This window comes from Dyella sp. C9, from assembly GCF_003332825.1.
Classification (GTDB): domain Bacteria; phylum Pseudomonadota; class Gammaproteobacteria; order Xanthomonadales; family Rhodanobacteraceae; genus Dyella.
Genome location: NZ_QIRF01000005.1, coordinates 1 through 20,865, shown reverse-complemented (window position 1 = coordinate 20,865; position 20,865 = coordinate 1). Strand labels below are relative to the sequence as shown.

General features: G+C 67.3%; 19 protein-coding genes and 1 pseudogene. 8 read left to right on the top strand and 12 right to left on the bottom strand.

Features of this window, described 5'->3' with window-relative positions; all coding sequences use genetic code 11:
- Positions 1–55 precede the first annotated feature (55 nt).
- Positions 56–2,083, top strand: a complete 2,028-nt coding sequence (locus DVU99_RS08460; protein ID WP_114239792.1) for a S9 family peptidase — start codon at positions 56–58, stop codon at positions 2,081–2,083.
- A gap of 81 nt (positions 2,084–2,164) precedes the next feature.
- Here DVU99_RS08460 and DVU99_RS08455 read toward each other — a convergent pair whose 3' ends face one another.
- Positions 2,165–2,977, bottom strand: a complete 813-nt coding sequence (locus DVU99_RS08455; RefSeq protein WP_114239791.1) for a DoxX family membrane protein — start codon at positions 2,975–2,977, stop codon at positions 2,165–2,167.
- A gap of 195 nt (positions 2,978–3,172) precedes the next feature.
- On the opposite strand from DVU99_RS08455, the gene DVU99_RS08450 reads away from it, so the two are divergent.
- Positions 3,173–4,822, top strand: a complete 1,650-nt coding sequence (locus DVU99_RS08450; protein ID WP_114239790.1) for a M20/M25/M40 family metallo-hydrolase — start codon at positions 3,173–3,175, stop codon at positions 4,820–4,822.
- A gap of 45 nt (positions 4,823–4,867) precedes the next feature.
- Here the strand turns inward: DVU99_RS08450 and ygiD are convergent, their stop codons facing one another.
- The 3 genes from ygiD to DVU99_RS08435 form a co-directional block, all read right to left on the bottom strand.
- The gene (gene ygiD, locus DVU99_RS08445; RefSeq protein ID WP_114239789.1) at positions 4,868–5,674 is read right to left on the bottom strand and encodes a 4,5-DOPA dioxygenase extradiol; all 807 of its coding nucleotides are present in this window, start codon (positions 5,672–5,674) and stop codon (positions 4,868–4,870) included.
- A 79-nt stretch (positions 5,675–5,753) separates the two neighbouring features.
- Positions 5,754–8,165 (bottom strand): penicillin acylase family protein, encoded by a 2,412-nt coding sequence (locus DVU99_RS08440; RefSeq protein WP_114239788.1) that lies wholly within the window; start codon positions 8,163–8,165, stop codon positions 5,754–5,756.
- A gap of 66 nt (positions 8,166–8,231) precedes the next feature.
- A complete protein-coding gene (locus tag DVU99_RS08435; protein ID WP_114239787.1) occupies positions 8,232–9,050 on the bottom strand; it encodes a phosphodiester glycosidase family protein in 819 nt (272 codons plus the stop codon).
- An 89-nt stretch (positions 9,051–9,139) separates the two neighbouring features.
- On the opposite strand from DVU99_RS08435, the gene DVU99_RS08430 reads away from it, so the two are divergent.
- A complete protein-coding gene (locus DVU99_RS08430) occupies positions 9,140–9,628 on the top strand; it encodes an 8-oxo-dGTP diphosphatase (protein WP_114239786.1) in 489 nt (162 codons plus the stop codon).
- Positions 9,625–10,023 carry an NUDIX domain-containing protein gene (locus DVU99_RS08425; RefSeq protein ID WP_114239785.1) on the top strand — a complete coding sequence of 133 codons (399 nt, stop codon included), beginning with the start codon at positions 9,625–9,627 and terminating at the stop codon, positions 10,021–10,023. Before DVU99_RS08430 ends, DVU99_RS08425 begins: the two co-directional genes overlap by 4 nt.
- Before the next feature lie 19 nt (positions 10,024–10,042).
- Here DVU99_RS08425 and DVU99_RS08420 read toward each other — a convergent pair whose 3' ends face one another.
- Together DVU99_RS08420 and DVU99_RS08415 are read right to left on the bottom strand one after the other, a co-directional pair.
- A complete protein-coding gene (locus tag DVU99_RS08420; RefSeq protein ID WP_114239784.1) occupies positions 10,043–11,257 on the bottom strand; it encodes a beta-ketoacyl synthase in 1,215 nt (404 codons plus the stop codon).
- 4 nt (positions 11,258–11,261) lie between these two features.
- A complete protein-coding gene (locus DVU99_RS08415; RefSeq protein ID WP_114239783.1) occupies positions 11,262–11,513 on the bottom strand; it encodes an acyl carrier protein in 252 nt (83 codons plus the stop codon).
- Between the two features lie 234 nt (positions 11,514–11,747).
- On the opposite strand from DVU99_RS08415, the gene DVU99_RS08410 reads away from it, so the two are divergent.
- From DVU99_RS08410 to DVU99_RS08400, 3 genes are all read left to right on the top strand, one after another.
- Positions 11,748–12,806, top strand: coding sequence for a GNAT family N-acetyltransferase (locus DVU99_RS08410; protein WP_114239782.1), 1,059 nt, complete (start codon positions 11,748–11,750; stop codon positions 12,804–12,806).
- Entirely contained in the window at positions 12,793–13,668 is an 876-nt protein-coding gene (locus tag DVU99_RS08405; protein ID WP_114239781.1) for a hypothetical protein, read from the top strand. The genes DVU99_RS08410 and DVU99_RS08405 overlap by 14 nt, the downstream gene beginning before the upstream one ends.
- 100 nt (positions 13,669–13,768) lie before the next feature.
- The gene (locus tag DVU99_RS08400; protein WP_114239780.1) at positions 13,769–14,581 is read left to right on the top strand and encodes a type II CAAX endopeptidase family protein; all 813 of its coding nucleotides are present in this window, start codon (positions 13,769–13,771) and stop codon (positions 14,579–14,581) included.
- A gap of 5 nt (positions 14,582–14,586) precedes the next feature.
- Here DVU99_RS08400 and DVU99_RS08395 read toward each other — a convergent pair whose 3' ends face one another.
- The 6 genes from DVU99_RS08395 to parC form a co-directional block, all read right to left on the bottom strand.
- The gene (locus tag DVU99_RS08395) at positions 14,587–15,795 is read right to left on the bottom strand and encodes a DegT/DnrJ/EryC1/StrS aminotransferase family protein (protein WP_114239779.1); all 1,209 of its coding nucleotides are present in this window, start codon (positions 15,793–15,795) and stop codon (positions 14,587–14,589) included.
- 1 nt (position 15,796) lies between these two features.
- Positions 15,797–16,234, bottom strand: a complete 438-nt coding sequence (locus tag DVU99_RS08390) for a multidrug efflux SMR transporter (protein ID WP_114239778.1) — start codon at positions 16,232–16,234, stop codon at positions 15,797–15,799.
- A 4-nt stretch (positions 16,235–16,238) separates the two neighbouring features.
- Positions 16,239–16,604, bottom strand: a complete 366-nt coding sequence (locus DVU99_RS08385) for an EamA family transporter (protein ID WP_232823521.1) — start codon at positions 16,602–16,604, stop codon at positions 16,239–16,241.
- Positions 16,605–16,614: 10 nt separating this feature from the next.
- A complete protein-coding gene (locus DVU99_RS08380) occupies positions 16,615–17,454 on the bottom strand; it encodes a carboxylesterase (protein ID WP_114239776.1) in 840 nt (279 codons plus the stop codon).
- A gap of 274 nt (positions 17,455–17,728) precedes the next feature.
- Positions 17,729–18,262 (bottom strand): hypothetical protein, encoded by a 534-nt coding sequence (locus DVU99_RS08375; protein WP_114239775.1) that lies wholly within the window; start codon positions 18,260–18,262, stop codon positions 17,729–17,731.
- A gap of 195 nt (positions 18,263–18,457) precedes the next feature.
- Positions 18,458–20,695: a DNA topoisomerase IV subunit A gene (gene parC / locus DVU99_RS08370; RefSeq protein WP_114239774.1), complete on the bottom strand. Its 2,238-nt coding sequence runs from the start codon at positions 20,693–20,695 to the stop codon at positions 18,458–18,460.
- Here parC and DVU99_RS20110 point away from each other — a divergent pair.
- A pseudogene (locus DVU99_RS20110) lies at positions 20,684–20,865 on the top strand (SPOR domain-containing protein); the annotation flags it as partial. The gene parC and the pseudogene DVU99_RS20110 overlap by 12 nt on opposite strands.

Below are 20,865 nucleotides of genomic sequence, written 5' to 3'. Positions count from 1 at the left end.
CTGATGCCGTATCCGAAGGAGTGATTCGTCCCCACGCACGTCAAGGAGATCATGCATGCGCAAGCTTTTGCTGGCCGCGGCCGTCGCCGCTTCCTGCCTGGCCGCCCAGGCCTGGGCTGATACGTCCGTTGCAACGAAGGTCCCGTTGATCGATCGCAGTGCGCTGTTCGGCAATCCCAGCCGGGTGGCGGGACGCCTGAGTCCCGATGGCAAGTGGCTGGGCTGGATCGCGCCGAGTAATGGCGTGTTGAATGTCTGGGTGGCGCCGGTGGGTGACCTGTCCAAGGCACGCGTGCTGACCGACGAGAAGACGCGCCCCATCCGCAGTTACTTCTGGGCACCGGATTCGTCCTCTGTCCTGTACATCAACGACAAGGGCGGCGACGAGAATTTCCTGCTGTACAAGGTGGATCTCAACGGCGGCAAGTCGCAGGCGCTGACGCCGTTCCAGAAGACCCGCGTGCAGCTGATCGGCAGCAGCGTGCATATCAAGGACCGCATCCTGATCGGGGTGAACAACCGCGATCCACGCTGGCACGATGTCTACAGCCTCAACCTCAAGGACGGCAAGCTCACCGAGGTCTACGAGAACAAGGGCGACTACGCAGGCTTCCTGGCCGACGACAACCTCGATCTTCGCCTTGCGCTGAAGTCGCGGCCCGATGGTGGCTCGGACTTCTATCGTTTCGAGAACGGCAAGGTGGACGACAAGCCGTTCGGCAGCACGGGGCTGGAAGACTCGCTCACCACGTCGCCGGCGGGCTTCACCGTCGACGGCAAGACGCTGTACTGGCTCGATTCGCGCGGTCGCGACACCACGGCGCTGCTGGCGCAGGACGTGGCCAGCGGCAAGACCACCGTGCTGGCCCAGAATCCGAAGGCCGATATCGACGGCGTGCTGACCGATCCGCAGACGGGGCGCATCCAGGCCTGGGCGGCGCAGTACCTCAAGCGCGAGTGGCACGTGATCGATCCGGCCGTGAAGGGCGACCTGGATTTCCTGCAGTCGCAGCTCAAGGGCAACATCGACGTGAGTTCACGCACCGACGCGGACGACCTGTGGACGGTGACGGTGGACCCGGTCAGCGAGCCGGCCTCCACCTACCTGTACGACCGCAAGGCGAAGAAGCTGAGCAAGCTGTTCGTCAACCGGCCGGAACTGGAGAAGGTGACGCTGTCGCCGATGTATCCGGAGGAGATCCACACCCGTGATGGCCTGGTCGAGGTGTCCTATCTCACCTTGCCGGCCGGCAGCGACAAGACGCACCCCGGACGCCCCGACCAGCCGTTGCCGATGGTGCTGTTCGTGCACGGCGGTCCCTGGGCGCGCGACGACTACGGCTACAACAGTTACCACCAGTGGCTGGCCAATCGCGGCTACGCCGTGCTGTCGGTGAACTACCGCGGCTCCACCGGCTTCGGCAAGAAGTACATCGCCGCCGGCGACCTGCAGTGGGCTGGCAAGATGCACGACGACCTGATCGATGCCGTGCAGTGGGCGGTGAAGAACCACATCACCGAGCCGGACAAGGTCGCCATCATGGGCGGCTCATACGGTGGCTACGCCACGCTGGTCGGCATGACCTTCACGCCCGGCACCTTTGCCTGCGGCGTGGACATCGTGGGGCCGTCCAACCTCAACACGCTGTTCAAGACCATCCCGCCGTACTGGGAGGCGTTCAAGCAGCAGTTCTACAAGCGCGTGGGTGATCCGACCACGCCGGCCGGCCAGCAATTGCTGCATGACCGCTCGCCGCTGTTCAAGGCCGATGCGATCCAGCGGCCGTTGCTGATCGGGCAGGGTGCCAACGACCCGCGCGTGAACCAGGCTGAGTCGGACCAGATCGTCAAGGCCATGGACGCCAAGAAGATCCCGGTCACCTATGTGCTGTTCCCCGACGAGGGGCATGGCTTTGCGCGTCCGGAGAACAACATCGCCTTCAACGCGGTGGCCGAGCAGTTCCTGGGCAAGTGCCTGGGTGGTCGCGTCGAACCGATCGGCGATGCGCTGAAGGCGTCCACGGCCAAGGTTCCGCATGGTCAGGAATTCGTGCCGGGCTTGTCGCAGGCGCTAGGGCAGTGAGGCGATCAGTGGGGCGATGATACGGAAGGGCCGCCCTTGGGGGGGCCCTTCTGCGTTGGCGGCGGCCATTCGAAGCGTCTGTCAGCCGGCCACCGCTGCGGCGGGAATGCGCCCCACCGCCAGCCATGCGCGATCGCGATACGATTCGGCCACCAGCCACGCTCCGCTGGCGATGGCGGCGGAAATTACCAGTGCGGTCCAGGCCGTGCGATCCGACGGGGTCGCGACAATCGCGGGCATCCAAACCAGTACGGTGATGACGCCAAGCATGAGCGCCTCGAGCATTGCGGCCAGCCGCGGCCAGATGCCAAGCAGCACGCCCAGGCAGGCGGCGATGCTGCCGGCGCCGGTGAGATAGGCCCAGCCCAGAGGCCAGTGAAGCCACGCCGGCACGAGTGAGGCGGTCTGTTGGCCGTAGATGAAATGGGCGAGACCGATGGTGGGCAGCGACAGTGCGAACAGCACGCGGGCGCAGCGCACGGCAGCGGCGCCATGCAGGGGGCGAAACCGCGGCGTGTCGTGCCAGCACGCGGCAAACAGCAGCCAGCTGCCGGCGAGGATCACGGTGATCTCGCCCAGGCCCAGCCACGTCGCTTCCATCGTCGGCACGATAAGCAAGGGCGGCAACTTGAGCAGCAGCGCCCATAGCAGCATGAACACCAGTAGCAGGGCGGAAGCGTGGCGGGCCCAGCCGCGGATCAGCAAGCCCACGCCGGCAGCCAGCTCGATGGCGGCGCAGGCATAGGCGATCAGGCGTTGTCCCGGAAGTTGCTCGAACGGTATGTGCTGCCACACCAGGGCGACGTCGCCGTGGATAAAGCCGAGGCAGCCCAGTGCGATCATGCTCAACGCGAGCGCAAACTGGGCCGGACTGACGGGACGGGAACGATCCATATACCTTGTCTCCTGACCGGATGGGTGGTCGTGCAAACTTCGGTACAGCGGTGATCGGCACCAGCCGGGCCGGCGCGGGCACCTTGCAGCGAAAGCGGCGCGCTGGCAAGTGCGTTTGCCCCGGCGGCGCCAACGTGGCAGGCTCGACCTCCCCAGCTTCTGGACGTCCAGAAGTCCGTCCCCAAGGGAGATTCCATGCACCGCAAGTTCTTGACCCTCGCGCTTGCCTCGTCCCTGTCCACTGCCGCCATGGCTGCCGTGCCTTCCTCCGAGCAGGCCGGCCTGGCGCAGATCCGCGAGACGGACCTGCGCGCCGACATCGGCTTCCTCGCCTCCGACGCCTTGCAGGGTCGCCTGTCGCTGCAGCCGGGCGACGATGTCGCTGTGCAGTGGATCGCCTCGGAGTTCGCCAAGGCCGGCCTCAAGCCGGCGGCCACCGATGCGCAGGGTCGTCCGAGCTACCTGCAGGCGGTGCCGCTGATCGAGTTCCATCCGGATGCTCAAGCCACGCGCCTCACGTTGCATCGCGGCGGCAAGGACGTGGAATGGAAGGACCCCGAGGTGTCCGGTGCCTTCCCGCAGGACCAGGACGTCTCCGCACCCGTGGTGTTTGCCGGCTACGGCATCACCGCGCCGGAACTCGGCTATGACGATTACGCCGGCCTCGACGTGAAGGGCAAGGTGGTGCTGGTGTTCGACCACGAGCCGCAGGAGAAGGATCCGTCCTCGATCTTCAACGGCACCGGCAACACGCGCTACGCCACCACCTACGTGAAGGTGCTCAACGCGCAGGAACATGGCGCGGTCGCGGTGCTGGTCGCGCCGGAGCCTTCGCACAACCATCCCTCGGCGCAGGAGATCCGCGCTCGCATCGGCCACCACGCCGAGCATGCGGCCAACCCGATCCCCGCCCAGGCGCTGGCCGACAGTCCGCTGCACATTCCCAGCATGGTGATTTCCGCGGACGTCTCCAGCCAACTGCTCGGCAGCAGCGGGCAGACGCCAGCCGCCCTGCAGGGCGCGATCGACAAGGACCTGAAGACGCATTCGATGGCCCTGTCCGATACCGCCATCAGCCTGCATCTGCACAACAGCTCGCGTCGCGAAGCCACCACCTGGAACGTGGTGGGCCTGGTCGAAGGCAGCGATCCGAAGCTGTCGCCCGAGACGGTGATCATCAGCGCGCACCACGATCACGACGGCGAGAGCGACGGCAAGATCTGGCACGGTGCCGACGACAACGCTTCAGGCACGGTGGGCGTGGTGACGCTGGCGCGCGCCTTCGCGGCCAACCCGGCCAAGCCCAAGCGTTCGATCCTGTTTGCTGTGTTCGCCGCGGAAGAGCGTGGCCTGCTCGGCGCCTACTACCTGGCGGCTCATCCGTTGCGTCCGCTGGATACCACGCGGGCGATGATCAACTTCGACATGATCGGTCGCGACGAGAAGCCCAGCCCGCAGACCGATGGCCTGATCGACGTACCGGCGGATACCAGCAATCGCCTCAACCTGATCGGTGCGGCCTACAGTCCCGACTACCAGCACACCGTGGCGCAGCAGAACGCGCAGGTGGGTCTGGTGCTGGACGACCGCTTCGATCACGAATACGCGCTCAACGTGTTCTTCCGCTCCGACCAGTTCCCGTTCGTGCTGCACAACGTGCCGGCGTTCTGGTGGTTCACGGGCTTCCATCCCGACTACCACCACCCCAGCGACACGGCCGACAAGATCGACTATCCCAAGATGGCCAAGATCCTGAAGCTGGCCTACCTCAGCGCCTGGCAGTTCGCCAGCGAGCCGACGCCGCCGCGCTTCGTGTCCCATCCGGGAAGCGAGGCGGCGCACTGAGCAACCGCCTGCCATGCACCTCGCCACCTGGCGCGGTGCATGGACTCATGCGGCAACGTTCTTCAGCGCAAGGGACGAACCGATGGCCAGTGAAGTCATCGACATGGCGCTGAACACCTCATCGTTGAACACGCGGATGTCGTCGTCATCGCGTTGCAGGGCAAGCGCGTACAGCAAGGGCAGATAGTGCTCGGCCGTGTTGATCGCCAGTTCGGCGTCCGGTCCCAGCAAATGGAAGTTGCATAGCGCTGCATGTTCGCGCTGCCTGATCAGCGCGTTGGCCTGGTCGCGAAAGCGCAGGGCCCATGGCAGCGGCTCGCGGCTGTGGAAATGGAACAGCTGCAGGTTGTGCACGATATTGCCACTGGCCAGTACCAGCACGCCCTGCTCGCGCAGGGGCGCGAGCTTGCGGGCCAGCGCATAGTGCGCCGAGCCATCGCGCGAAATGTCCAGGCTCAGCTGGATGGTCGGTACCTCGGCTTCGGGGTACATCACGCGAAGCACGCTCCACATGCCGTGGTCAAAGCCGCGGCCCTCGTCGATGTGCACGTGCGGATCGTCCAGCAGCCGCGATACTTCGCGCGCCAGTGCGGGATCGCCCGCGGCCGGATACTGCACGGCGAACAGCTCGCGCGGAAACCCGTAGAAGTCGTGGATGGTTTCAGGGTGGCTGGCGCCGGTGAGGTACACGCCGCGCGTTTCCCAGTGCGCCGAGATGCACAGCACCGCGCGTGGTCGCGGCAGCGCGTGGCCAAGCGCTGCCCAGCTGGCGTGGAACGGTGTGTCCTCGATGGCATTCATCGGCGAGCCGTGCCCGATGAACACCACGGGCATGGCCTGTGCGGAAGTCATGGCGGCTATTCCCTGCGAAGGTTGCCCAGCCTAGGGCAGCGCGCGTTGGCTCGACGTGTGCGAACGCGCGCGGCCTGGCTCAGGATGCGCTGGGCACGAGCGTCAGCGTGTGCTGCGGGGGACCCGGCAGCAGCGGGGTGGGGCGGCCGACCACCCAATCCTCGTGGCCGGCGCCGTGGTAGGGCGACAGCGGGTTGTCGCTCTGGCCTCCGGGCATGTGCAGGATGCTCTGCGATTCCTGGCCGGGCATCACGTCCAGGCGCTCGGACGCACCAAAGCCCGGCATCACCACGCGCGGCATGTTGTGGTCACCGGCCACCGGCTCGTCGGGCATGTCCAGCAGCTTGCCCATGAAGCCCGGCAAGGCGCGCGACAGCGGGCTGCGAATATCGGTGCGATTGACCTCGCCCCAGTTGCGGGCAGCCAGCCCGCCCGGCTGCTTGCCCAGCTCGTCAACCACCTGGTGGGCGGCCGCGGTGAGCAGCGCACTCCAGTTGTCGTACTTGGGGTCGAGCATGTTGGCGGGGCGATCGCGCAGCAGCGCCCACACGGCGGCCTCGGCGTCGATCATGCCAGGCCAGCTGAAGTCGTCGTGCTTGGCCTTCACCTGCGCCACGAACGGTGCGAGTACGTCTTCCTTCACCTTGTCGCGGAACAGTCGCACCAGGCGGTAATCCACCGAGGCGGGCTCGGCGCGCGCGGTCCAGTTCGCGGTGAGCTGGCGCAGCTGTTCCAGTTCCGGATCGCTGGTGCCGGCGAGGGTGTCCTGCAGCAGGCGCTGCCAGCGGGTGAGCAATACGGCGCGATCGTCCAGCTGCACGTCGAGCAGGTTGCCGGGCGTGAAGCTGCTGCGCGCGCGCAGGTCGTCGCGGATCTGCTGCGCGCGTGCGCCCAGGTCGTGGCCACCATTGCCCAACAGTTCGAGGCCGGCGCCATCGACGGTGCGGTTGTTGGCCGTCCACAGGCGGCCATCGGCGGGATCCTCGATGCGTGGACGTTCATCGGACCAACCCACCCAGCCGGTGTCCGGCGCGGACCAGTCGGCAGGCACCTGGGGATCGAAACCCTTGCGCAGCGGAATACTGTTGCCGGTGACGGTCCAGCCGATGTGGCCCGCGCTGTCGGCGGCCAGCAGGTTCTGCGGCGGCATGCCCATCGACGCGGCGAGGTCGAGCGCCGCATGCGCGCTCTGCGCGTGTTCGAGCTGCATCACCCCCAGGTTATAGCCGCGCGGACGGTTGCCGATCCACGCCAGGGCGAGCGGCGTGCCATCGGTATCCTTGGCCATGATCGGGCCCCAGCGCGTCGACTCCACCTTGAGCAGGTGGCTGGGCGCGCCCTTGATGCGGATCTCCTCATCATGCGTCTCCACCGTGGCCCAGCCTTCGGGCACCTTGTAGCGGGTGGCATCGTTGGGGTCGCGCTGCACGCGCACCCAGTCCAGCCAGTCGCCGTAGCTGTTGGTGAAGCCCCAGGCCACCTGGCCATTGGAGCCCACTACCAGGGCCGGCGTGCCGGGCAGGGTGACGCCGCTGGCGTCGCGCTCACCGCCCGGCGCCGCCGGGTCGGGATAGCGCAGTCGTGCACGGAACCAGATGTTGGGCACGCGCAGGCCCAGGTGCATGTCGTTGGCGAGGATGGCCGAGCCGTTCTCGGTCAGGCTGCCGGCCACGGCAAAGCTGTTGCTGCCTGGGCGCGGCTGGTCCAGCGCCGGCAACAACGCGGCTGTCAGCGCGGCGCTCGATGGCGTGGCCGGCTGGCCCTTGCGCAGGTCGAACACGGTCACATCGGGGATCACCGGCGGACGCGAAAGGTCGCCCTCGAGCGGTGCCTCCCAGTCGGGATCGGGCGACAGCAGGAAGTCGGCCACCGGCGCCGGCAACGCCGAGCGCAGCTCGGCGATATGCAGTTCGCGTTCGTTGCGGCCGTCGCCATTGAGGTCCAGGTACATCGCGGCGATCACCAGGAAGGTGTCTTCCGGTCGCCATGCCTGCGGCTTGGCATCGAGCAACAGGTATTCCCAGGGCTTCACGTGCAGGTCGGACAGGCCGGCATTGACGCCTTGCGCATAGAGGTCGAGCGTGTGCTTCTGCTCCGGCGGCAGCGCCGCGTAGGCCGCCTGTGCCACGCTGCGCAGCCGCTGGCGTCGATGGCTGATATCGGTATCCAGCGCCTTGGCACCCACCAGTTCGGACAGCTCGCCGGCGGGCAGGCGGCGCATCAGGTCCATCGGGAAGAAACGCTCCTGGGCCTGCACATAGCCCAGCGCGTAAGTGATGTCGTCACGGTTCTGGCCCTGCAGGGTGACCGTGCCGAGTGCGTCGCGGGTGATGGTCACCGGCGCCTTGATCGCGTTGGCCCGCACCTCGCCGTCCAGGCGCGCGCGGCTACCCGCCAGCAGGAACCAGGCGGCGATGAGCGCGCCCAGCACCAGGATGAGCAGCGTCCCGATCAGATAGCGAGGCCAGCGAAAACGTCGTGGTGTATTCATGCGGCGCGTAGCTCGGTCCAGGAGTGATGGTGGAAGAACGGAAACATCGGCGCGGATGCACCGCGGTCACGGCGTAGGCTGGGCGAACACCGCAAAGATGCCGGCGTAGGGCTTGACCATGAAGGTGGGGGCACCGGCATAGCCTTCGCCGTCCACGTAGAACTGCGAGATCGTGCCATCCAGGTACAGCGCGTTGCGGCAACCGAGTTCGTCCTTGAACAGGCGGGCGAAAGTGTGGAAGTTCACCGGCGCCTCGCTCACCACGAACACCACCTCGTGCGGGGTCTTGGCGCATACGCCGCTGCGCCACTTGAGGCTGTTGGAGTCGTCGATGAACTGGTCGTTGAGCTTGCCGTCGATCACCAGCATCGGGCCCGACTGCGTGGCCCACTGCGCCGGCTTGCCCTCGGCCTTGAACTGCGCGCTGGTGTGCACCGCGGCATGGCCGTCGGGGTAGATCGCGAATACGCCGTTGGGCAGCAGCGAGAAATTGCCCGAGGCCGGGTTGCCGTGGGCAAGGTTCAGCGGCACCACCGTCTTGCCCGCCTCCACATGCAGGCCCAGCGGGGCGAACTGCCGGTCGTAGATGCCGGCATTGGCGGCAAACAGCATGCGCCGGCCGTGCGACATGCCCCATTGGCGCAGGGCATTGATGTTGGCGTACGGCTCGCCGCTCTCCGGGTTCTTCCAATGCAGGCTCAACGCCTCGCGCTTGAGGTCGATGCTGACCACGCGGAAGTTCTGTCCTTCGAACACCTCCTCGCTGCTGTTCACCGGCTGCCTTTGTTGCGAGCAACCGGCGGCAGCGCCCAACAGTGCGAGAGGGGCGAGCAGGAGCCAGGACAGGCGGCCAGGCAGCGGACGTCGGTTCGGAAGGGCCGGCATACCCCAGATGGTCGCCGGGGCGACGGGATGCGCGCAAGCCCGCCCTCCGCATGGTCTAAACTCCGGCTTTTCGCCGGTGTTGTGGACCCATGCCTTACACCCCCATCGTTGCCACGCTTGGTTACGTGCTCTCGCCCGACCGTAGCCAGGTCTTGATGATCCACCGCAATGCGCGCCCCGACGACCAGCACCTGGGCAAGTACAACGGCCTGGGCGGGAAAATGGAGCCGGGCGAGGACATTGCTACCTGCATGCATCGCGAGATCCTCGAAGAGGCCGGCATCCGCTGCGAGTCGATGACTTTGCGCGGCACCCTCAACTGGCCCGGCTTCGGCAAGCAGGGCGAGGACTGGCTGGGCTTCATCTTCGTGATCGACCGCTACAGCGGCACGCCGCTGGCCGCCAATCCCGAGGGCACGCTGGAATGGGTGCCGCTGGAACGGCTGATGGAACTGCCGATGTGGGAGGGCGACCGCCACTTCCTGCCACTGGTGTTCGACCAGGATCCGCGTCCCTTCCACGGGGTTATGCCGTACAAGGACGGGCGGTTGCAGTCGTGGGCTTTCTCGCGGCTGTGAGCGTGAAGCTGATCCGCATTGTCGCTGCGGTGATCCGCGACCCGCAGGGGCACGTGCTGATGGTGCGCAAGCGTGGTGCCGAGGTGTTGCAGCAACCGGGTGGCAAGCGCGATGAGGGCGACCGCGACGACCTGCACACGCTGGCGCGCGAGCTGCACGAGGAGCTCGGCTGCATCATGCAGCGCGAAGGCGCGCGCTGGCTGGGACGCTTCAGCGCACCGGCAGCCAACGAGCCAGGCCATGTGGTGGAGGCGGATGTCTACGAGGTGCAGGCCGAAGGGCCGTTCCAGCCCCAGGCCGAGATCGAGGAACTGCGCTGGATCGATCCGGCCCAGCCAGGCGACCTGCCGATCGCCCGGCTGAGCCGGGAACAGATCTTGCCGCTGCTGGGCTAGTCGGCGCGCGACCGGCCCATCACGGCGCCCGGCGGATCGCCACCACCGCGTTCAAGCCGCCGAACGCGAACGAATTGCTGATGGCGGCGTGCACGGTCATCTCGCGCGCCACGTTCGGCACGTAGTCGAGATCGCAGGCGGGATCGGGGCCCAGGTAGTTCAGCGTGGGCGGCACGATGCCGTCATGGATGGCGCCGATGGCGGCCACCAGCTCCAGTGCGCCGCCTGCGCCCAGCGCGTGGCCGTGCATGGGCTTGGTGGAGGTCACCGCCAGCTCGCGTGCATGCGCGCCGAACACGCGGTGGATCGCTCGCGTTTCAGTGCTGTCGTTGGCCACCGTGCCGGTGCCATGCGCATTGACATAGTCCACCTCGTCGGGCGACATGCCGCCATCGCGCAATGCGGCGTTCATGGCCGCCGCGGCGCCGATGTCCGACGGCGCGGCGATGTCGCCCGCATCCGAACTCATGCCGGTGCCGACCAGTTCGCACAGGATCTCGGCGCCGCGCTTCTGCGCCGACTCCAGGGTTTCCAGCACGTACATGCCGGCGCCTTCGCCCAGCACCAGTCCGCGCCGGCCCTGGCTGAACGGGCGGCAGGTATCCGGGGCCAGCACGCGCATGGCTTCCCACGCGCGCAGCGTGCCCAGGGTGATGCAGGCTTCGGTGCCACCGACGACGGCCGCATCGACCAGGCCGGAGCGGATCATCATTGCCGCCTGCGCAAAGGCATGGTTGGACGATGCGCAGGCACTGGCCACCACGAAGGAGGGGCCGGTGATGCCGTGCACCATGCTCACCTGGCTGGCCGGTGCATTGGTCATCATGCGCACGATGCCCAGCGGGTGGAAGCGACCCTGATGTTCGCCATAGAGGCGTTCGTACAGGTCGTCGCGCGTGGTCTCGCCGCCGGCGCCGGTGCCGATCACCACGGCGGTGCGTGCGCCGGCCTCGCCATCGAAACGGATGCCCGATTGGCGTATCGCCTCATTGGCGGCGATCAGTGCGTACTCGCTGAACGGATCGAGCAGGGCGCGGCGCGCCTCGTCGAAGAAATGGGCCGGGTCGTAGTCGGACACTTCGGCGGCGATGCCGCCGTTGCGCAACTGCCCCGGCTGGATGTGGTGGATCGGACCGATGCCGGAACGGCCCTCGGTCATCGCCTTCCATACGGAAGGCGCGTCGTGGCCCAGCGCGCAGATCGCGCCCATGCCGGTGATGACGAGGCGGCGCATGCGGTTATTCGGCGGTCTTCTGCGCCAGCTGGCGCTCGATGGCTGCAACCAGCTGGCCGACGGTGCCGTTTTCCAGGTCGGTGTCTTCGTTGGGCAGATTGATGTTGAAGTGCTCCTCGATGTCGAAGATCACTTCGATGGCATCCAGCGAGGCGATGCCCAGATCCTTCAGGGTGGACTCCGGCTTGATGGTGTCGAGCTCGATCTTTGCCTGCTTGGCGATGATGTCGAACGTTTCCTGCTGAACTGTGCTCATGAGTATGCTTTCCTGGATGCCATGGCGCCGGGTCGTGCGACGTCGCGAGGACGTCGTTACGCAAGCCTGACGAACCCAGGCGGCAATGTCCAGAATGCCGGCCCATGGCTGCGACGCCTTGATCCTGCGCGGCTTCCCTTTCAGCAGCCTTATGGAAGAGCGCACGGTGGCTGAATCGTGCGGGAGGCCCCTGCGGGGTCGTATCCTATGCACTTGCGCCTAGTGGAGTGCCTTGTGCGGTATCTCAACCAGCTCGAACCGGATGCCCTGGTGGCCCGGTTTGCCGAGCATCCTCCCATCGATTTCAGCGTCGTCGAGGCGGCGGGTACGCCAGCCTTCGTGGCGTCGTTCGACCTGCTGACCACGGCGGACGCCGAAGTGCGCGACAAGCTCGTGCAAGCTCCGGGGTATCGCTGGTGGGGACGCCTGCTGCGCTGGCGCACGGCCTTCGTGGGCACCACGGTGTCCGAGTACGCATTGTTCCCGCGCGACGCGCAGCCTGCTGCGTTGGCATCGGCCCTGCGTGACCAGCTGGGACGTCGCCAGCGCCTGCTGATCGTCAAGGACATCCCGCAGGCATCGCCGCTGTTCGACGCCGCCAGTGCGGACTGGAACCGCCGGCTGGTCGAGGCCTGCGAGGCGGCCGGCTTCGTGATGCTGGAAGGTCAGGCCCTGGCCTATGTGCCGATGGATTTCGCCAGCGAGGAGGAATACCTCGGGCGGCTTTCGTCCGGCCGCCGCAAGGACATCCGCCGCAAGCTGCGCAAGCGCGACGAGGTCGAGGTCGAGGCCGTGCGCTGCGGCGATGCGCGTTTCGCCGACGACGCGGTGATCGACGCGTACTACGCGCTGTACGAGAATGTCTACGCGCAGAGCGAGATCCACTTCGACAAGCTCAGCCGCGATTTCTTCGCCGCCGTGCTGCGCGATGCCGCCAATGGCGGCGTGGTGTTCGTGTACCGCCACCAGGGCGCGATGATCGGCTGGAACCTGTGCTTCGTGGTGGACGGCAAGCTGATCGACAAGTATGTCGGTTTTGCCTATCCGCAGGCACGCGAGCAGAACCTGTACTTCACCAGCTGGTTCCACAACCTGGCGTTTGCCCGCGAGCAGGGCCTGAGCCATTACGTGGCCGGCTGGACCGATCCGCAGATCAAGTCGTATCTGGGTGCACAATTCACCCTGACCCGGCACGCGATCTATCTTCGCAACCCGTTGTTGCGCATGCTGGCGCGGCGACTGGGCAAGTTCTTCGAGAGTGACAGCCAATGGGCAGCGCATGAGCAGGCGTGAACCACTGATCCTCGACTTCGACAGCTCGGTGGGCGAAATCCCGGGCGCGACCACGATGGCCCTGACCGACTGGCAGGAAGCGATCCGTTTTGGCTGCACCCTGCGCACCTTCAATCGCCTGCGCGACTATCTCGATACCCGGCTGCCAGCCAGCTACGGCACGGTGCTGATGGGGTCGGGCGATTACCACCATCTCACCTGGCCACTGGTGGAGCGCCAGCGCGCCCGCGGGCCGTTCCAGCTGGTGGTGTTCGACAACCATCCGGACAACATGCGCTTCCCCTGGGGTATCCACTGCGGTTCGTGGGTGCGCCGCGTGGCGATGCTGCCGTACGTGAGCCACGTGCACGTGGTCGGCATCACCTCGGCCGACATCGGTGCGAAGCATGCCTGGGAGAACTACCTGCGCCCGTTGCGGGCGGGCAAGCTCAGCTACTGGTGCATGGACGTCAACGTGGACTGGGCCGCGCGCCTGGGCCTGGCCGATGCGTTCCATCGCTTCGACGATCCGGAGGAACTCACCTGCGCCTTCGTGCGCCAGCTGCGACAGGCGCCGCAGCCGACCTACCTGTCGATCGACAAGGACGCCTTCAGCGTGGATACCGCGCGCACCAACTGGGACCAGGGCCGGCTGGAGGAGTCGCATGCCATGGCCATAATCGAGGCTTTGCGCGGGCGCATCGTGGCCAGCGACATCAATGGCGAAGTGTCGGCCTACCAGTACCACACCTGGTGGAAGCGCCTGCTCAGCGGCATGGACGGCCAGGAGCCGGTGCCGCAGAGCGAACTGGACGCCTGGCAGGCGCAGCAGCGCAGCTTCAATACCCGCCTGCTGGCCGCCATCGCCGAAAGCAGCGCGTAACGTCGACTGGGTCAGCATAAGGTCGGCGCGTGGCGCCGACGCAGGCGGTGCACGAGCGAGTGCCGGCTCATTCCGGCGACCAGCAAAGACGCAGGTTGGTATGGCCGAGGCCTTTCCCAGCAGTCGCCGTGCGCTGATCTACCTGGCGCTCGCCTTCGCCATCACCTGGATGGCCTGGTGGAGCCTGGTCGGGCTGGCGCGCGATCACCACGCCGCGTACGGCGAGTCGGTCTACATGACGCTGTATGTGCTCGGCGGGCTGGGGCCGACCCTCGCGGCCTATGGCGCCGTGTGGCTCACCCGTTCGCAGGCACCCGTGCGTGAGTTCAACCGGCGCGTGCTGCGCTGGCGGGTGCGCCCAGGCTGGTATCTGGTGGCACTCGGTTTGCCGGCCTTGCTGGGGTTCGTGGCGATCGGCATCGCGCTGGCCCTGCGTCCGGCGCTGACCGGCGCGCTGGCGATCAGGCCGTGGTACCAGTTTCCCCTGTTGCTGGCGATGATGCTGGTCGGCGGTGGCCTGGAGGAATTCGGCTGGCGAGGCGTGATGCAGGAGGAGTGGGGCGTCGCCATGGGGCAGGGGCGGGCCGCGCTGCTGATCGGCCCAGTGTGGGCGCTTTGGCACCTGCCGCTGTTCTTCCTGCCTGGCGTGGCGCAGTTCCACGCGCATTTTCCGCTGTTCCTGCTGGGCATCATGGGCAATGCCCTGCTGCTGGGCTGGCTGTACAGCCGCACGCGTAGCATCCTGCTGTGCGTGCTGATGCATGCGGCGGCCAATGCGATCACCGCCATGGGTATCGTGATCCCGTCGGGTCACGGGCTTTCGCTGATCGGGCCCTGCCTCAACCTGGGCGTGGGCGCCTTGCTGTTCCTGTCCGGCGGGCGGCACGTCGCCGCCGGCGCGGTCGACGGCTGAAGCGCTCAGCCTGGCAGGCCCACCGCGCGCTGCAGCACGGTGCAGATCGACTCGAAGGTGGCGTCGTCCAGCCACGGACTGTTGGTGATGGTGAGCGAGCGCGCGGCAAAACTGCGCGCGTTGGGCAGGCGCGCTTCGGGCACGATGCCGCGCAGGTAGCCGTAATCGGGCAGGGCGTGGATGAACAGGCGGCTGACGCCCACCCCGGCCGTCCACAGCGCGGCAAGGGCCTCGTCGCGGGCTGTCCCGCTGGGCAGGGTGAGCAGCAGGAACGGCCACACGCCACGCTGGCCGGGGCCATCGTCGAACACGGTGAGACCACGAATCTGGCGCAGGCGCGCCACGCGTCGCAGCGCCTGTTCACGCGTGCCGTCGAGAAATGCAGGCAGTCGCTTCAGTGCGCGGGCGCCGACGGCCTGGCGCCAGTGGCTGACGGTATGCAGCGGAATATCCGGCCCGAAATCATCACCTACCGCCGCCACCGGATCGTTGGCTGCGAGCGCCTTGCGCAGCGGGCGGCCATAGGCCAGCGGCAGCAGGGCGGGGCGGTAGGCCACGGCGTAACCCAGCAGTTCCACCGCACGCTGCCAGTCCATGCGCGCGTCGCGATGGATGGTATCGCGATGGCTCGCCGCAAAGGCGTCGCGCAACACCGGGTCGCGGGTGAGCAAGAGGCCGCCTTCGTACAAGGTGAGTCCCTTGCCCACGGCGAGGCTGAAGAAGCCGGCATCGCCGAGCAGGCCCAGGCTCTGTCCGCCCTGGGTGGCGCCCAGCGCCTGGGCGGCGTCTTCCAGCACATAGGCGCCGACGCGGTGGGCGACATCCAGCGCCGCGTTGACGTCGGCCACGCGGCCGGCCAGATGGGTGGGCACGATCGCCAGCGTGCGCTCGCTGGCGAGCGAGCAGAGCTGGCCCAGGTCCATGTCGAAATGATTGGGCGCCAGGTCGCACAGGCGCAGCCGCAGTCCCGCGCGATGGATGGCCAGTGCCACCAGCGGACAGGTCCACGCCGGCACGATCACCTCGTCACGTTGCGGGCGCAGGCGATGCATGGCGCGCAGCGCCACCACCATCGCGGCGGTGCCGGAGCATTCCAGTTGCAGCTGTTCCACGCCCAGCCAGCGGGCCACCTGTTCGGCGAACGGCGCGCGGCCGGGCCACAGGTCGGAGAGGCGGAGCGGCAGGCCTGCGGTGGGCGGCAGCTCGCGGGGCATCTCAGTCTCCGGCGCTGACGCCCAGCGCACCCTTGGCTTCGGTGGGCGCGTCGTGTTCGGGGTGGGCTCCGCTTTCGGCGAAGGCCAGGCAGATGATGCCGGCCACGATGGTGGCGGCGCCCAGCACGCGCGGCCAGGTCAGCGGTTCCTGGAACAGCCACACGGAGAACAGCATCACGCTGACCACCTCCAGGTGGGTGACCGCGAAGGCCGGCCCGATCGGCGCATGCTTGAGCAGCGTCATCCAGGTGAAGAAGTTGCCGATGTAGCCGACCACCGCGATGTAGATCCACGGATGGCCAAACACGCGCACGATCCACGCCCAGTTCGCCTCGGGCGGGAAGGCGTGGTCGCCGGCGTATTTGAAGCTCAGCTGCACCAGGGTGTCGAACAGCACCAGCACGGTGAAGCCGATGGCGTAGAAACGGGCGCGACTCACGGGTTCAACCTCCACCGGCCACGCCGACGATGGCCACACCGGCGGTCACCAGCAGGATGCCGGTAACGCGCAGCGGGGTCAGCTTTTCTTTGAACAGGATGCGGCCGGCGATCATGATCACCACGATGTTGATCGAGCCCAGCAGCACGCCTTCGGACAGGTCCACCAGCGAGAGGAAGGCGATCCACACCAGGAACTCGGCGACGTAAGAGGTCACGCCGATCCAGATCCAGGGGCGCGCGAGCATGTATTTCCAGCGCGCAAGACCGTCACCCGCACGCGGATCGCCGGCCGCCGCCTTGAAGGCGAGCTGGCCGACGGTATCCAGGGTGACGTTGAGCAGCCACAACGTGACGACCAGCGGACTCAACGCGGCGTCCTCAGGCTGCAGCGCGTGCGCAGGGTTCGTAGGCGGCGGCGATCTTGCGGAAGAACTCGGCCGAACGATCGGTCAGCAAGCGGCGCTCGCGGTCCACCGTGATCATGTGGTAGCTGTCCTTCAGCCACAGCGTTTCCACCGGGCCGGACACCGAACGCTGCACCAGGTAGGCGTTCTCCAGGCTGGCGACGTCGTCCTCGGTGGCGTGGGCGATCAGGCAGGGCGCGGTGACCTTGGGCAGCTCGCGCTTCACCACCGCGGCCATGTTGTACATCTCGGCCAGCGACGGCCACGGGTTGCCCGGCAGGCCGGCCGCGGCGCTGTCGCCGCCCAGCATGGCGGAGCTGATCTGCGCGCGCAGGCGCTCGTCGCGAATGCCGTACGGTTCGCCCTCGTGCACCATGCGGTGCTTGCCGATGCCGAACTTGTGCAGGAACGGGAGCAGGAAGGAGAACTTGCCGAACCACGGAATCGCCCAGCCGTCGTAGCGGAAGGTGGCGCCGTACACGCCCACGCCCTTCACCCATTCCGGGCGCTCGGCGGCGAGCTTGAGCGCCAGCACGGCGCCCATCGACAGGCCGGCCACGAACAGGTGGTCCACTTCGTGGCGGAACTGTTCGGCGGCAGCCTCGACACTGGCATACCAGTCGCGCCAGCCGGTCTTCAGCAGGTCGTCCACGTCGCCGCAGTGACCGGCCAGCTGCATGCCGTACACGCTGTATCCGGCGCGATTGAGACCCTTGCCCAGCAGGCGCATCTCGGTGGGGGTACCGGTCAGGCCGTGAATCAACAGCACACCGCTGCGACCGCCCTCGTAGCGGAACTCGACATTCTGGATCACAAGGGGGCTCCGGTACGGTAGGCGCGTGGCAGCGATCGGTGCGGGTCGCGCATGGGGATGAGACAGTAAACCATGGCACCAGTTTGGCGGACATCCCTTTCCAAGAACTTTCGACCTTTCCGTGCCTTGGAAGACATGGCCGATGGCCACTACCGCCGGGCCGCGGCAAAAACGGAAGCGCCGGGCGGGTGATGCCCGTCCGGCGCCTTGGGGTTCAGCGGGTGAAGCCCGGCCTGGCCGGCGCGAGGGTGCTCAGCGCGGGGCCGAAGGCGCCTCAGTGGCCGAAGTGGCTGCTGGTACCACCCACCGAGATGCTCATGCCGCCGGTGGGATGTTCGCAGCTGCCGAAGGCCTGGCTCAGGGTAACGCCGCCGCCGGTGTAGCCGCCGCTGAAATGATTGCCGGACACCACGCCGGTGGTCACCGCGCCATGCACCTGCGGCTGGTTGTAGGTGGCGTCATCGCAGGTCACGGTGGGCGACTGGCTGACTGCCGCCTGGGTGTCGCCTACCGCACCGCTGGTGTCGCCGTAGTAGGTGCCCGGCGGGTCCTTGGAGTAGGTGCCGGTCTGCGCGTTGGCCTGGCTGGTGGCATTGCCGCTGGCGTTGCTGGCCTGCGCGGTGTTGCCCGTGGCTGCCGCGGTGCCTGCGCCCTGGGTGGTGCCATCGCTGCTGGCCGGGGCCGCGCTGCTGCTGGCGGCAGGCACGCCGACCGGCAGCTTGAGGTTCAGCGGCGGGGTGCTTTGCGCCCAGGCTGCCATGGTGAGCAGGCAGCTGGCGGCGAAAGCGGTGGTGCGGATGATCTTCATGGGAAAAACTCCGGATACGTGCTGACCATAACGCGCAACCGTCTCCGGTGTGCACACATGCTCACTTCGATTCCCCAATCGACGGCGAAGTTCCCATCAAACCATCTTGCAGCAGCGCAGCTTGTGCGCGATAGCCAAGCCCACGTTCGGGCGAGGTCCGTCGCGCACAGGGTGCGCTCCTGCAGGAGGAGCGGATCAGCCGGTGGTTTCGATCCGCTCCACGCGGCGCAGGCCCTGCGGCAGCAGGCCGCCGCGGGTGGCGCGGTTGCCGCCGTACTCCACCAGGCTCGACCACTTCAGCGTGAGCTTGCGCTGGCCGGCGTAGAGCGTCACTTCGCCCTTGCCCTCGGTGACCACGGCGACGCCCACGACCTTCACGCCGGCGGCGAGCTTGGCCTTGGGCACGTCGATCAGCTTGTTGCCCTTGCCCTTGTCCAGTTCCGGCAACTCGGCCACCGAGAACATCAGCAGGTGGCCTTCGGTGGTGACCACCACGATGCGGTCGCGCGCCGGATCGGTGCTGACCTGCGGGGCCAGCACCCTGGCGCCATCGCCCAGGGTGAGGATCTGCTTGCCGGCCTTGTTGCGGCCGGTAAGCGCCTCGAAGCGGGTCACGAAGCCGTAGCCGTGGTCGCTGGCCAGGATCAGGCGGGTGTCGTTGTCGCCGGCGATCAGCGCGTCGAAGCTGGCGCCCGACGGCGGGCTGAAGCGGCCAGTGAGCGGGTCGCCGTTGCCGCGAGCCGAGGGCAGGGTGTGCGCTGGCGTGGAATAGCTGCGCCCGGTGGAGTCGATCACCGCGACCTGCTGGGTGGTGCGTGCCTTCACCGCCGCCAGCAGGCTGTCGCCCTCGCGGTAGTTGAGGCCCTCGGCGTCGACGTCGTGGCCCTTGGCGGCGCGGATCCAGCCCTTCTGGCTGAGCACCACGGTGACCGGTTCGCTGGCCACCAGCGCGCTCTCGTCCAGCGCCTGCGCGGCTTCGCGCTGCACCAGCGGCGAGCGGCGGTCGTCGCCGTACTTGGCGGCGTCGGTGCGCAGTTCTTCCTTGATCAGGCCCTTGAGCTTGGCCGGCGACTTCAGCAGCACGTTGATGCGCGCGCGTTCCTCTTCCAACTGGTCGCGCTCGCCGTTGATCTTCATTTCCTCGAGGCGGGCCAGCTGGCGCAGGCGCGTCTCGAGGATGTAATCGGTCTGCTCCTCGCTGAGCCCGAAGCGCGCCATCAGCACCGGCTTGGGTTCTTCCTCGGTGCGGATGATGTGGATCACCTCATCCAGGTTGAGGTAGGCGATGCGCAGGCCTTCCAGCAGGTGCAGGCGACGCTCGACCTTGGCCAGGCGATGGTTGAGGCGGCGGGTGACCGTATCGGTACGGAAGGCCAGCCATTCGGTGAGGATGCGCTTGAGATCCTTCACCTGCGGGCGGCCGTCCAGGCCGATCATGTTGAGGTTGATGCGGAAGCTCTTTTCCATGTCCGTGGTGGCGAACAGGTGCTGCATCACCTCGGCCGCGTCGACGCGGTTGGAGCGCGGCACCACCACCAGGCGGATCGGGTTCTCATGGTCGGACTCGTCGCGCAGGTCCTCCACCATCGGCAGCTTCTTGGCGCGCATCTGCGCGGCGATCTGCTCGAGGATCTTGGACGGGCTCACCTGGTGCGGCAGCGCCGTGATGACGATGTTGCCCTCGTCCACGTGGTACACCGCGCGGGCGCGCACCGAGCCGGTGCCGTTCTGGTACATCGCCAGCAGCTCGTTGCGCGGCGTGATGATTTCGGCTTCGGTCGGGTAGTCCGGGCCCTGGATGTGCTCGCACAGGTCGGTCACGGTGGCATCCGGGTCATCCAGCAGGCGGATGCAGGCGCTCACCACTTCGCGCAGGTTATGCGGCGGGATATCGGTGGCCATGCCCACGGCGATGCCCATGGAGCCGTTGAGCAGCACGTGCGGCACGCGCGCCGGCAGCCAGCTGGGTTCTTCCAGCGTGCCGTCGAAGTTCGGCACCCAGTCCACCGTGCCCTGGCCGAGCTCGCCCAGCAGCGCTTCGGCGATCGGGCTCAGGCGCGACTCGGTATAGCGCATCGCGGCGAAGCTCTTGGGGTCGTCCGGCGAGCCGAAGTTGCCCTGGCCGTCGACCAGCGGGTAGCGGTACGAGAACGGCTGCGCCATCAGCACCATCGCCTCGTAGCACGAGGTGTCGCCGTGCGGGTGGAACTTGCCGATCACGTCGCCGATGGTGCGCGCGGACTTCTTGGGCTTGGCCGTGGCGGCCAGGCCCAGCTCGCTCATGGCGTAGACGATGCGGCGCTGTACCGGCTTCAGGCCATCGCCCACGAAGGGCAGGGCGCGGTCCAGCACCACGTACATCGAGTAGTCGAGATACGCCCGCTCGGCGTATTCCTTGAGCGGGATCTGTTCGAAATTGGCTTGCAGATTCATGCGGTTACGTCGATCGCCTGCGCGCGGGCGGCGCGCTCCACGCGGCGCGCGAACGGCAGCGACGGCGCCGGGCACACGGGCAACGCCAATGGCACGCAGCTCTGGCGCGGGCGCGCCGGGCCGCAGACCCAGCGGGCCGACGCGGTGCGTGTCCGTGACCAGATCAAGAG